Consider the following 12,605-nt stretch of genomic DNA (forward strand, 5'->3'; position numbering starts at 1 on the left):
ATCGGGGAACGACGGCGCGGACTCGGTGACTCCGGCGGGGAACACGTGCCGCACGTGGCCCCGGTGGGGCATGCTGTCCACGGGGCGAGGAGAGGACGCCCGAGGGACGCCCTCACTCCTTGACTCCTTGTCCGAAGGTGACGTTCGACCCCGGGGGGACCATGCGGCTCGTCGTGACGGTGCACGGTGACGAGAACGGGAACGGTACGGACGACTCGGCAGGCGCCGCGGCGGAACTCAGGACGTGGCTCACGGACGTGCCGCAGCTCAGGGGACGCGTCGACCGCGCCGAACGGGACGGCGGCGACGCCCCGGACCGGACGATGGGGCCGGCCGTCGACGCGCTGGTGGCGGTCCTGGAGCCCGGCGGTGTCGCCGCGGTCTTCGCGGGAGCGCTCGTGGCGTGGTTGCAGACCCGCCGCAGCAGCCACACGATCAGCGTGACCCGGCCCGACGGCACCCGGATCACCCTGTCCTCCCGCCAGGCCCGCTCGCTGAGCCCGCAGGAGGCGGCCGAGCTGGCCGAGCGCCTGGCACGCCCCCCGGCCGACGAAGCCCGGCAGGACGGTGACGCGGACACGCAGGACGGCGACGCCCCGGACTCCCGTACGACATGACGGCCGGCGGACTCGCCGCCCCCGGCGCGCGTGCGGTGCTGTTCGGCACCGGGAACCACGCCCGTGGGTCGGAACTGGCCGACCTGCCCTCCATCGACACCACGCTCGACGATCTGCGGCGCACCCTGATCGACGTGTGCGGCATGGCCCCCGAACACGTCGTGCGCGTCCCGGCCCACGCCGGGGCCGCGGAAGTGGTCGACGCGGTCGAGGAGGCGTCGGCCGCCGGAGGCGGACCCGTTCTCTTCCACTATGTCGGACACGGACTGCTGGGTCCACGCGACGACCTGTACCTCGCCACCAGGGAGACCCGGTCCGCCCGGCACGTCGCGCGGTCCGTCTCCTACCGGACCATCCGCGACCTGCTGGGCGTCCGGGGCAACGGCAGCCTCGTCGTCCTCGACTGCTGCTTCTCCGGTCGCGGCGACGCGCCGCCGTCCGAGGGCGGGGCGCGCCGGGCCTTCTCCTCCGCCGCGCCTCGCGGCAGCTTCCTGCTCTCCTCGGCCTCGCACTACGCGCTGTCCTTCGCCCCCGAGGGCGAACGGCACACCCTGTTCACCGGCCGGCTGCTCGACCTGCTCAACGACGGCGACCCGGCGGGACCGCTGTGGCTGACCGCCGACCGGCTGCACGCCGCGCTCGACGAGGCCTTCGCCGACGACGCACGGGTCGACCCGGCCCGCCGGAGCGAGGGCACACTCGGTTCACTGGTCCTCGCCCGCAACCGCGCCTACCCGCCGAACCCCACCGCGGCGGGGGCGGCCGAGCCGCCCGCCGACCTGCCGTGCCCCTACCCGGGACTGGAGCCCTACCGGGCCGAGGACAGCGCACACTTCTTCGGACGCGAGGAACTCACCCACCGGCTGATCGAACTGGTCGAGGAGCTGCCGGACGGCGGCACGGCCGTACTGGTCGGCGCATCCGGCGCCGGCAAGTCGTCGCTGCTGCGCGCCGGCCTGCTCGCCGGGCTCGAGACCCGTACCACGTCACCCGGCCCCGCACTGCTGCTGCCCGCCCCGGGACCGCACCCCTTCCGCGCCCTGGCCGAGGCGTGGGCGGGCGTCACCGGACGGGACGGGGACGAGGTGCGGACGGAGCTGGAGCGCGGTCGTTTCCCCGCCCCGCCGCACGGACGGCCCGTCTGCGGGCTGCTGGTGGTGGACCAGTTCGAGGAGCTCTTCACCCGCTGCGAAGCCCCGGACGAGCGCGCGGCGTTCGTCTCCCTCCTCACCGCGGACGGACCCGGCCCGCGCCCCCGGGTCGTCCTCGGTCTGCGGGCGGACCACTACGGAAGCTGCCTGGAACATCCAGGACTCGAACGCGCGCTGGCACGGGCCAAGTTCCATGTGCCGCCACTGCACGAACGGGAGTTGCGCGCCATCGTGGAGCGTCCGGCGGCGGCCGTCGGGTTGACCGTCGACCCCGGCCTGACGGACCGGCTGTTGCACGACCTCCGTGCGGGCCGCTCCGCGAACGACGCGGCGACGGGGCTGCCGTTCCTCGCCCACGCCCTGCGGGAGACCTGGCGCGGGCGCAGCGGAGCCCGGCTCACCCTCGCCGGGTACCAGGCGACGGGAGGCATCTGGCAGTCGGTCGCCACCGCGACCCGGCGCGTCTACGAGTCCCTGGACGACCAGGGGCGGACGACGATGCGCCGACTGCTGCTGTGCCTGGTCCACCTCCCCCCGGACGGTGGAGCCGCCGTACTGCGCCACCGGGTCCCGCTCGGGGCGCTGCCGCCCGGATCGACCGCGATCCGCGACCAGCTCGCCGGGGAGCGTCTGCTGACGGTGGATCAGGAAACGGCGCAGATCGCGCACGAGGCGCTGCTCCGGGCCTGGCCCCTGCTGCGCGAGTGGATCCAGGAGGACGCCGCCGACCTGCTGCTGCGGCAGCAACTGTCCATCGCCGCCGACGAATGGGAAGCCGCCGGCCGTGACGCCGCCTTTCTCTACCGGGGCAGCCGCCTCCAGTCGGCGGCCGAGTTCGGTGAGCGGTCCGAACTGACCAAGCTGCAAACGGAGTTCCTCGCGGCCGGGCAGGCGGCGGCCACGAGTGAACTGCGCAGGGAGCGGCGCCGGACCATGCTGCTGAAGCGAGCCCTGGCCGCCGTGGCCGTCGCGTTGTGCCTGGCCCTCGTGGCCGCCGTCGCCGCGGTCCGCCAGCAGCGCTCCGCGGAGCGGCAGCAACGCGTGGCCGCGGCCCGCGGACTGCTGGCCGAGGCGAACGGTCTCGCCTCCTCCGACCCCCGTGCGGCCCTGCGGCTGGGGCTCGCCGCCTACGCCCTGCGCCCCGGCGCCGACGCCCGCCGCACGCTCTACGACACCCTGACCGGCAGCGCGTTCCGCGGGGTGTCCGAGCTGCCCGTGACGACGACCGATGCCGTACTGGCCCCCGGCGGACGGATGCTGGCGACGCCGGGCGAGCACGCCCTGACGGTCTGGGACACCACCCGCGACCCCGTTCCCCGCACCCCGCTGGCACGGCTGCCCTGTCCACTCCCTGAGGACGACACGGAGGAGTCGGTGGCGTTCGGCGGCCCCGGCGACCGGTCGCTCGTCGCCGTGTGCGGGGACGGCGAGGTGCGCCTGTGGAACCTCGCGGACCTCTCGGAGGGCAGTGGACCCCGGCCCGCGGCGGTGCTCCGCGCGAAGGGAGTCGAGGACAGGACCGCCGGACCGTCCGCGCTCGCCCTGAGCCCGGACGGAACCACGGTGGCGAGCATCGGCTGGTCCCGGTACGTCGGCCGGGGCGCGCTCGTCCTGTGGGATGTGAGCGACCCCCGCTCCCCGCGACAACTCACCGCCAGCAGACCGGCGTTGCCACAGCGGGAGTCCATGCAGAGCGACCGGGTGGCGTTCAGCCCGGACGGCCGCCTACTGGCCACCGCCGACAGCTACGGGGACGTGCGGCTGTGGGACGTCTCGGACCCCCGGTCACCCCGGCCCCGGGGCAAGGTGGAGGACGCCGGCGGGGCACTGGCGTTCCGTTCGGACGGTGAGCTGCTGGCGGTGAGCGGCGAACGTGTCATCGAACTGGTCGACGTCCGCGCGCCCGGCGATCCGAAGGTCGTCGACACGCGCACCGCTCACAGCAACCTGGTCAGTTCGCTCGACTTCTCCCCCGACGGGCGGAGTCTGGTCAGCGCGGGCTGGGACAAGAGCGTCGCCCTGTGGGATGTCGCAAATCCACGGGACACGACCCTGGAGGCCCGCCTGTACGGGCACTCGGGGTACGTCGGCACGGCGAGGTTCGGCGCCGACGGCCGGTCGCTGGTCTCCGCGAGCTACGGCGAGGTCATCCACCGGGATCTCGCCGACGTCCACCCACCGCGTGTCCTGGACGTGCTGCCGGACGGCGACGAGCTGGCCCTGGCAGCGGACGGCACGACACTGGCCGTGGCCAGGGGCGCCCGGATGGGCCTGTGGGACCTGTCCGATCCATCCGAGCCACGGCGGCTCGCCCAGTGGGACAACCCTGTGGAGGACCGCTACGAAACCGTCGGCGGCGGAACGGTGATCGGCACCGGTGACGTCCTCGCCGACCTCGACTTCAGCTCGGACGGCACCCTGCTCGCGGCCATGAACCACGATCGCGAGGTCACCCTCTGGGACGTGTCCGACCCGGCCCGCCCCCGGATCGCCGGCACGTTGCGCGGCACCCACCGGGGCGCGGTGAACCCCACGCTCGACTTCGCCCCCGGCCGCCGGCTGCTGGCCGTCAACGACCTGAGACAGGTGCGTGTCTGGGACGTCTCGGACCCCGCCCGGCCCACGGCGACCGCCTCCCGCACGCTTCGCGTCCCGCGTGACGCCGTCTTCTCCCCGGACGGCCGCCGACTCCTGCTCGTGGGAACCGATCTGCGCCTCTGGGACCCCGCCACCGGCGGGACGACCGCCCTGTCGGACGACGGCTTCCTCTACCAAGGCGGCGCGAGGGTGGCGTACTCCCCGCGCGGCGACGTGGTGGCGGCCGTCGCCGTAGTGCCCTCCAGCACCGAGGCCGAGGTTCGGGTACACCTGTGGGAGGCCGGGAACAGGCGGGGCGGACACGGGCCCAGTGAGACCGAACCGCTGGACACGGACCGGGCGAAGTTCGCCCAGCTGGCCTTCCATCCCGACGGCAGCCTCCTCGCGGGCGCGGGGGAGGACGGCTCGGTCCGCCTGTGGAGCGTCGCCGACCCCGAACGGCCGCACCTGGCCTTCACGTTCAGCGGCCACAGCGAGGGCGTCGACGAAGTGGTCCTGGGCGGGCCGCGCGGGCGAACGATGATCACGACGAGCGCGGGTCTGGCCTACGTCGTCGACCTCGGCGCCCACCCCGGGACGGCGGCCGACACCCTCGGCATGGCCTGCCGGGCCGCGGGCGGCGGTCTGACCCGAGAGGAATGGGAGGCACAGGTACCCGAGGCCGACTTCGTGGAGACATGCCCGGGCCGCCGTTGACGTCGTCAACGGCCGTCTGTCATTGAAGCGCGGCCGGAGCGCTGTGTACCGTAGTCGGTATGCCACAGACCCCGGCCACGCCCACGAACCCGTTGGTCACCGGCTCCGAGATCGCCCGTCTCGCGGGTGTCACCCGCGCGGCCGTGTCGAACTGGCGGCGGCGGTACGACGACTTCCCGGCACCGGTCGGCGGTGGCGCCAACAGCCCCCTGTTCGACCTGGCCGAGGTGCAGGCCTGGCTGGACAAGCAGAGCAAGGGACAGGACGTCACCGACGAGGTCCAGCTGTGGCAGGTGCTGCGGGGGGCCTACGGCGACGACATCCTCGCCGGGCTCGCGGACGTGGCGCACGCCCTCGCCGCCCCCGACGAGAAGCCGCCGGCCGCGCTGCCCGACCAGGCGGTCCGGCTCGCCCGCCACATGGCCGGAAGCGGCTCCGCCGCCGACGTGGTCAACGGCCTCGCCGAGCGCTTCACGGAGTCCGTACGGCGGGCGGGCTCGGACCAGGTGACCTCGCCCCGAGTGGTCCGGGCCGTCCGGCACTTCGTGGGCGACGTGGCCGCCGACGCGGTGCTCTTCGATCCCGCCTGCGGAATCGGCACCCTCCTCCTCACCGTCGGCGCCGAACAGGGCGCGAGGCGATGCGGTCAGGAGGTGGACACCCGCAGCGCACGCCTCGCGCAGTCGCGGGCCGACCTCGCGGGACTGCCCCGTACCGAGGTCGAGCGGGGCGACTCCCTGCGCACCGACCAGTGGCCCGACCTCAAGGCCGACCTCGTCGTCTGCGATCCGCCGGTCAGCGACACCGACTGGGGCCGGGAGGACCTCCTCCTCGACCCGCGCTGGGAGCTCGGCACGCCCTCCCGCGCCGAGGGCGAGCTCGCCTGGCTCCAGCACGCCTACGCGCACACCGCGCCCGGCGGCCGCGTCGTCATGGTCATGCCCGCCTCGGTGGCCTACCGCAAGGCGGGCCGCCGCATCCGGGCCGAGCTGGTCCGCCGCGGCATCCTCACCCAGGTCACCGCGCTGGCCCCGGGCACGGCCGCCGCGCACTCCCTCCCCGTGCACCTGTGGCACCTGCGCCGCCCACCGACGCCGGACGACGCGGCCACCTCCGTACGCATGGTCGACCTCACGGCCAACGACCCCGACGACCCCCTGGAGCCGCGGCCCCAGCAGATCACCGAGGTCCCCCAGATCGATCTGCTCGACGACCTGGTCGACCTCACCCCGAGCCGCCACGTCGCCGAGTCCCACCGCGACTACGTGACGGAGTACGACACCCTGCGCCGGGAGCTCACCGAACAGGTGCGGCGCCTCGCCGAACTGCTTCCCGCCCTGGTCGCCGGTGAGGGCACCGGCGCCCTCGACGGCCCCAGCGTCAGCGTCGCCGACCTGATCCGGGCCGGGCTGGTCGAGTACGCGGACCCGGAACCGGTCTCCGTCAGCGACCAGCTGGACACGGACTTCCTCCAGGGCTTCCTGCACAGCGCCGCCAACAGCCGTCGCTCCACCACCGCCAGCGGCACCTTCCGGCTCGACAGCAAGGGCGCCCGTATCCCGCAGATGGACATCACCACGCAGCGCGGGTACGGGTCCGCCTTCCACGCGCTGCGGGAGTTCGAGGAGCGGTCACGGCGGATCGCGGAGCTCAGCCGCGAGATCACCGCTCTGGCGCGCGACGGACTCGGCAACGGCGCCCTGAAACCCGACGCCTGACACCTCCGTCGGGATCTCCGTGTCGAAAACGTGTACGCGCATACCCCGAGTGTCTGGCACGATGAGACGCTGCACGGTGTGTCTTTACGTGGGCCGAGTGTCCTGACCGAAGGGGATTCCATGGCGGACTGGATCTACATCCTCAATCCGCGCAAGGACACGCTGGACGGGGAGCCCTCCGACAAGGAGACGATGCTCCAACTGGCCGAGGAGGAGCCGGAACTGGAGCTCTGGCTCAGCCGCCGCTACCGCATGGAGCCGGGCGACCGCCTCTGGTTCTTCTTCGCCCAGCCCGATTCGGCGGTCGCCGCCGTGGCCGAGGCCGACGACAGACCCCGCGCGGACGACGAGGACCCCGACGTTCCCTTCCTGGTCCCCGTGACCCTGCTGACCGAGGCGACGAAGGCGCTCCACCGCGACCCGGTGGGCCGCGAGGAACTCGGCCTCGGACAGGTGCGCTCCGTACAGAAGGTGAAACCGGAGGCCCTGCCGGTCCTGCTGGCCCGGTCGGGGCTGTAGCCCGGCCGACGCGTCGGTGCCGTGCATCGTCACGGCCGTTCGGGGGAAGGGCAGTTGGGACGACCTTCCCTGTCCCTCCGGTCGAACCGTTCTCGCAGCGACGCATCGCACCCCGGGAGCCTCCTTGTCAGCGACCACGTCCGCCGTCCTGCCCCTCCGGTCCAGAGCCCTGCTCGTCCTCGCCACGGTGCTGGCCACCCTCGTACCGACCGCACCGGCGCTCGGCGCCGTGCCACCGGCACCCACCGCCGGCGGGAAGGCGGCGGCCGGGGATTCAACCGGGGATTCCCGTTCCCCGGACCCCCGCGGCGCCGAGGTCGTCGCCGTCACCCGGGTCGCGGAGCGGCAGGTGGACCTGTCGGTGCGATCCGCGGCCCTGGGCGGCCGTACGGTCGGCGTCCGCCTCCTCACCCCCGACGGCTGGAACCCCGACGACCGACGCCGGCACTGGCCGACCCTGTGGCTCCTGCACGGTTGTTGCGGCGACTACACCTCGTGGACCGCGATGACGGACGTCGCGGAGACGGACAGCCTGCGTGACGTACTCGTCGTCATGCCGGAGGCCGGCTGGAACGGCTGGTACAGCGACTGGTGGAACCACGGCGAGGGCGGCGACCCCGCGTGGGAGACCTTCCACACGGTCGAGCTGCGGCACCTCCTCGAGCGCGACTGGGGCGCCGGACGGAACCGCGTCGTCGCCGGCCTGTCGATGGGCGGTCAGGGCGCCCTGCTCTACGCCGCCCGGCATCCCGGGATGTTCAAGGCGACCGCCGCGTACTCCGGTTCCGCCCACCCGCTCCTGAACGACGAGTCGGTCGACCGCATCATGGGCTTCTTCGCCGGCCAGGGCAACGACCCGCTGCGCGTCTGGGGCGACCCCGTCGCCCAACGCGGCATCTGGCAGGCCCACGACCCGGTCCACCTCGCCGAGCGGCTCAAGTCGGTCCCCGTCTACCTGTCCTGCGGCGACGGCACCACCGGCCCCCTGGACCCACCGGGCAGCACGAGCGCCCTCGAGGCCGACTTCAACCGGCAGAACCACGCCCTCGCCGCCGAGCTGAAACGCGTGGGCGCGAAACACGTCACCACCCACTTCTACGGCCCGGGAACCCACACCTGGGCGTACTGGGAACGCGAACTGCACGCGTCCCTGCCTATGCTCCTCGGCGCCCTGCGGGCCGGCGACTGAACCCGCACGAGGTCTCGCATTCCAGAGGGGGAACGTTGTCGAACCGTATCGGGCTGATCTCATGCCTGGATGGTGTCAACAGCACGGCGCTCCAGTACTTCATCCTCCAGCTCAACACACTCCAGAACAGCTTCACCTTCGAATTCCTCCCCAAGGACGAGAGGGACCCCTTCATCGCCGAATTGAATGGGAGCAAGGGAGTCGATCGAGAGCGGGTACGCCGGCAGAGCGCGGAGTTCTGGGAACGGCATGTGAGTCTTCAGCAGGACTACTGCCGTACCTTCCGGGTCGAGGAGCATCCTCCGGGCCGGGTCGTCCTCCTGACGGGTGCCCGGTTCCACGACAACTTCTACTCGATGCGACGGAAGCAGGTTTCCGTCATCGCTCTCGGAAACTGGAAGCGTTGGATGGCGCCACCGTCCCTGCTGGAGTTCGCCCTGACCTTGACCATTCGGGAGGCCCTGGCCGGTGTGTGTCCCAGGCTGAGGGGTTCCGTGCACGTCGGGACGAAGGGCTGTCCCTGCGATGTGACGGCCGCTCTGAACGACGCGCGCATCAAGGTGCTGTCGTCGCACCTGTGCGGCTTCTGCAAACAGGCCTTGGTGGATGAGGGACTGGAGAGCCTGATTCCCGACGTCGAGGCGATGCTCTCGAAGGACTGGCTCGGTTCCGCGGACGATCCCTCCACGCCGGCGGGCGTCATTTCCTCCCTCGGACACGACCTGTTCATCGTCAAGGGACTGAAGCCCACCGTGTGGGAGAGCGTGCGAAGCGGGCTGCGGAAGGACGGAGTCCCCCAGTTCCTGACGCTGGTGCAGACGACGATCGGGGCACTCCTCGTGGCCGCCCTGCTCCTGGTGTTCGGGCTGAAGTAGCCGCCCCCCGGATCAGCAGGTCAGAGCGCCGGACGCCGTCGGTTCGTTCCTCCCCGTGGACAGCGAGACCTGCTTGATCTCGCCGGTGTACGGGCCGACCGCGCCGTCGGTGGTGGCGCCGTCGGAGTAGTGGACGGCGTGCGCCCACGGCTCCGGGTCGTCCATGAGACCGGTCACGAGATCCTTGAGGTGCTGGCTCTGTATGTTGAGGCTGAGGCAGCCGCCCTCCAGGTACGACCAGTCGGGGTTCGTGCCCTCCTCCTTGTCCTCGGCCACCGCGTCGATCGGGAGCAGGGAGAGCGCGGCGTCCCGCGCCCGCTTCTCGCCGACCGGTTCGGCGAACACCACGTCCACGTTGATGAGGTGCTTCTTCAGCTTCTCCGCCGGCGGAACGATGGCGCAGACGACGGCGTCGTCCGACAGGCGGTAGGCGACCGGGTCCCCGATGGGCTGTCCCGTCTGGGCCGCGCACTCGTCGGACCACGAGACGCGCCGGTACCGCGTGTCCCACCAGGACACCGGCGAGGCCAGCCCCCGGCCTCCCTTGGCGTCCTCCTCGGGCCCGCCGAGGGACTGCTTCGGCAACGGCGGCTCCTTGTACGGCGCGACGTGCGGGCAGAACTCCTCGCGCAGGAAGTCCGCCATCGCCGCGGCCTGTTCCTCGGTCGCGCCCGAGCTCTCGTCCGAGGCCCGGATCCCCTCCCAGGTGCGGTGCCCCACGGCCACATCGCGGCAGGTGCCGACCTGGGCGGTCGCCAACTGCCGCCGTTCCTCCAGGCTCGTCTCGACGCCCTCCCCCAGACCGTAGCCGTTGGCGTCGCCCACCTCGCCCAGACGGTTCACGAGCGCGTCGTCGACCTTCGCCGAGCGGAGGAAGTCGGCGAGCGAGGTGTCGTCCTCCGCCGGTTCGTCGTCGTCCGGTTCGGGAGTGCTCTTGCTCTCTTCCGCCTCGGACACGGGTACGGAGGAGGACGGCGCCGACGGCTCCTCGTCGGAACCGCATCCGGCGAGCGTGAGGGCCGAGACGATCAACAGCGCTACGGGGGCGAGGCGTCGGGGACGGGGACGGGACATGGTGCTGGCCTCCGGGCGCGGGCACTTCTACCGGGAACGATCTCGATGTTGACAAGAGAATGAGGCATGCCTGTTGGCGATGTCAACGAGCAGTTGAGCTGGAGGGGCCCTCAACATGCCGACTCGGGCGACTCGTTGCGCCGATCTGAGCCACCCTCTTCGCGTTCACGGAGGTACGCCTCCAGCTCGGCGGCCCCGGTGAGCATCGCCCGGCCGCGGGCGGACAGCCGGCCGTGCCAGTCGCGCAGCGCCCCCTCCAGCGGCTCCAGCCCACCGACCGCCCGCACTTGGGCGATCAGCGGGGCGATCTGCTCCAGCAGATGGCCGCCCCGCCTGAGTTGATGGACCAGCCGGGCATCGCGTACGTCCGCCCCGTCGTAGACGCGGTACCCCGTCAGCGGGTCGCGTCGCGGGCGTACGAGCCCGGCGGCCTCCCACTTGCGCAGGGTCGCCGGCCGGATGCCGAGCTCCTCGGCCAGCGGTCCGATGAACGAACGGCGGGGGCGGGACGCCTCGGTGTCCGCGCGGGGGGAGAGGTCGCGCAGCGCGCTCTCCACGGTGTGCAAAGTCTCCCGGTCGCGGAGCAGTTGGGCGTGACTCTCGTCGAGCAGCCGGAACGCCTCATCGACCGCCCCCTCGTTCACCGCCCGCATGATCGCCGTCGCCGTCCGGTGGCCGTGTCCCGGCGCCAGGGCGAGGAACGCGCGCAGGGCCTGCGCGTGCAGCGGGGTGTAGGTCCGATAACCGTGCGCCGTGCGGCCGGCGGCAGGGAGGATTCCGGCCTCCTCGTAGTTCCGGACGGCCTGCGTGGACAGACCGTGCCGCCGAGCCAGGTCGATCGGCCTGAGCTTCTCACCGCTTTGAAGGTTTCGCCCCACAGGGCGCACGATAACGCGCCCAAGTTTCCATCGAAAGTTCAACGATACCGTTGAAGGCATGGCAACCGACATCACGGACATCGCCCACGCCGTCGAGGCCGCAGCCGTCATGAAGCTGCTCCCGACCCGCCCGCGACTCCTCGCCCTGGGCGAGCCCACACACGGCGAGGAGACCCTGCTCGAACTGCGCAACGAACTCTTCCGGCAGCTCGTCGAGCAGGAGGGCTACCGGACGATCGCCATCGAGAGCGACTGCGTGAGGGGCCTGGCCGTCGACGCCTACGTCACCTCGGGCACGGGCACCCTCGACGAGGCCATGGAGCACGGATTCAGCCACGAGTGGGGAGCATTCCCGGGCAACCGCGAACTGGTCCGCTGGATGCGGGCGTACAACGAGGACCGGCCCGAGTCGGAGCGCGTCCGCTTCGCCGGCTTCGACGGCCCGCTGGAGATCACCGGCGCCGCGAGCCCTCGTCAGTCCCTCACCGCACTCCACGCCCACCTCGCGGCCCACGTCGACAGCGACCTGCTCCCCTGCACCGCGGACACCCTCGACCAGCTGCTCGGCGCCGACGAGCCGTGGACGAACGAGGCGGTGATGACGCACCCGTCCCAGTCCGTGGGCCGCTCCGCCGAGGCCAAGGAACTGCGACTGGTCGCCGACGACCTGGTGGCGCTGCTCGACACACAGCTGCCCCACCTGCTCACCACGACCTCGCGGGACGACTGGGACCGGGCGCGTCTGTACGGACGTACCGCCACCGGCCTGCTGCGGTACCACTCCTGCATGGCCGACACCTCACCGGCCCGCATGCCGCGGCTGCTCGCCACACGGGACGCCATGATGGCCGGCAACCTCCTCGCCCTCGCCGAACGCGGCCCGGTACTCGTCAACGCCCACAACAGCCACCTCCAGCGGAGCAGGAGCACCATGCGCATGTGGGACCACCCGCTGCTGGAGTGGTGGAGCGCCGGCGCACTCGTGAGCGCTCAACTCGGCGAGCAGTACGCCCTCCTGGCCACGGCCCTCGGCACGATCCGGCACCACGGAGTGGACACCCCGCCCCCGGACACCCTCGAAGGACTCCTGTACGCGCTCCCGGAGGACCGCTGCGTCGTCGACGCCCCCCGACTGGCCACCGCCCTCGCCGACGCGCACCCCGCTCCCCGTGTGTCCCCCTACTTCGGGTATGCCCCACTCGACCCGGCCCAACTGACCCGGACCGACGGGGTCGTGTACGTCAGGGATGTCCCGCGGGGCTAGGGTCTTGCCGACACTGGTCTCAAGGG

9 protein-coding genes are annotated in these 12,605 nt (G+C 72.2%); 7 read left to right on the forward strand and 2 right to left on the reverse strand.

The annotated features are described in order from the left end of the window. Positions 1-173 precede the first annotated feature (173 nt). From ACZ470_RS09295 to ACZ470_RS09320, 6 genes are all read left to right on the forward strand, one after another. On the forward strand, positions 174-617 hold the full coding sequence (locus tag ACZ470_RS09295; RefSeq protein ID WP_468425921.1) for an effector-associated constant component EACC1: 444 nt from the start codon (positions 174-176) through the stop codon (positions 615-617). Continuing rightward, complete coding sequence (locus ACZ470_RS09300) at positions 614-5,062, forward strand: caspase, EACC1-associated type (protein ID WP_468425923.1); 4,449 nt, start codon at positions 614-616, stop codon at positions 5,060-5,062. Before ACZ470_RS09295 ends, ACZ470_RS09300 begins: the two co-directional genes overlap by 4 nt. A 59-nt stretch (positions 5,063-5,121) precedes the next feature. Continuing rightward, positions 5,122-6,780, forward strand: coding sequence for an N-6 DNA methylase (locus ACZ470_RS09305; protein WP_468425925.1), 1,659 nt, complete (start codon positions 5,122-5,124; stop codon positions 6,778-6,780). A gap of 120 nt (positions 6,781-6,900) precedes the next feature. Further along, on the forward strand, positions 6,901-7,299 hold the full coding sequence (locus ACZ470_RS09310) for a hypothetical protein (protein WP_468425927.1): 399 nt from the start codon (positions 6,901-6,903) through the stop codon (positions 7,297-7,299). 124 nt (positions 7,300-7,423) lie between these two features. After that, positions 7,424-8,488 carry an alpha/beta hydrolase gene (locus ACZ470_RS09315; protein WP_468425929.1) on the forward strand — a complete coding sequence of 355 codons (1,065 nt, stop codon included), beginning with the start codon at positions 7,424-7,426 and terminating at the stop codon, positions 8,486-8,488. A 35-nt stretch (positions 8,489-8,523) separates the two neighbouring features. Then, entirely contained in the window at positions 8,524-9,363 is an 840-nt protein-coding gene (locus ACZ470_RS09320; RefSeq protein ID WP_468425931.1) for a hypothetical protein, read from the forward strand. A gap of 12 nt (positions 9,364-9,375) precedes the next feature. Here ACZ470_RS09320 and ACZ470_RS09325 read toward each other — a convergent pair whose 3' ends face one another. Together ACZ470_RS09325 and ACZ470_RS09330 are read right to left on the reverse strand one after the other, a co-directional pair. Beyond that, positions 9,376-10,437, reverse strand: coding sequence for a hypothetical protein (locus ACZ470_RS09325; RefSeq protein WP_468425933.1), 1,062 nt, complete (start codon positions 10,435-10,437; stop codon positions 9,376-9,378). Between the two features lie 110 nt (positions 10,438-10,547). Next, the gene (locus ACZ470_RS09330) at positions 10,548-11,315 is read right to left on the reverse strand and encodes a TioE family transcriptional regulator (RefSeq protein ID WP_468425934.1); all 768 of its coding nucleotides are present in this window, start codon (positions 11,313-11,315) and stop codon (positions 10,548-10,550) included. A 58-nt stretch (positions 11,316-11,373) separates the two neighbouring features. On the opposite strand from ACZ470_RS09330, the gene ACZ470_RS09335 reads away from it, so the two are divergent. Next, on the forward strand, positions 11,374-12,579 hold the full coding sequence (locus tag ACZ470_RS09335; protein WP_468425936.1) for an erythromycin esterase family protein: 1,206 nt from the start codon (positions 11,374-11,376) through the stop codon (positions 12,577-12,579). Positions 12,580-12,605 lie beyond the last annotated feature (26 nt).

Source organism: Streptomyces sp. NPDC031111, assembly GCF_055570675.1.

What these genes read in the sequence shown, in the direction of transcription:
- ACZ470_RS09310 (WP_468425927.1), top strand. Translation starts at nt 6,901, where the DNA reads ATGGCGGACTGGATCTACATCCTCAATCCGCGCAAGGACACGCTGGAC.
- ACZ470_RS09300 (WP_468425923.1), top strand. Translation starts at nt 614, where the DNA reads ATGACGGCCGGCGGACTCGCCGCCCCCGGCGCGCGTGCGGTGCTGTTC.
- ACZ470_RS09325 (WP_468425933.1), bottom strand. Translation starts at nt 10,437, where the DNA reads ATGTCCCGTCCCCGTCCCCGACGCCTCGCCCCCGTAGCGCTGTTGATC.
- ACZ470_RS09305 (WP_468425925.1), top strand. Translation starts at nt 5,122, where the DNA reads ATGCCACAGACCCCGGCCACGCCCACGAACCCGTTGGTCACCGGCTCC.
- ACZ470_RS09335 (WP_468425936.1), top strand. Translation starts at nt 11,374, where the DNA reads ATGGCAACCGACATCACGGACATCGCCCACGCCGTCGAGGCCGCAGCC.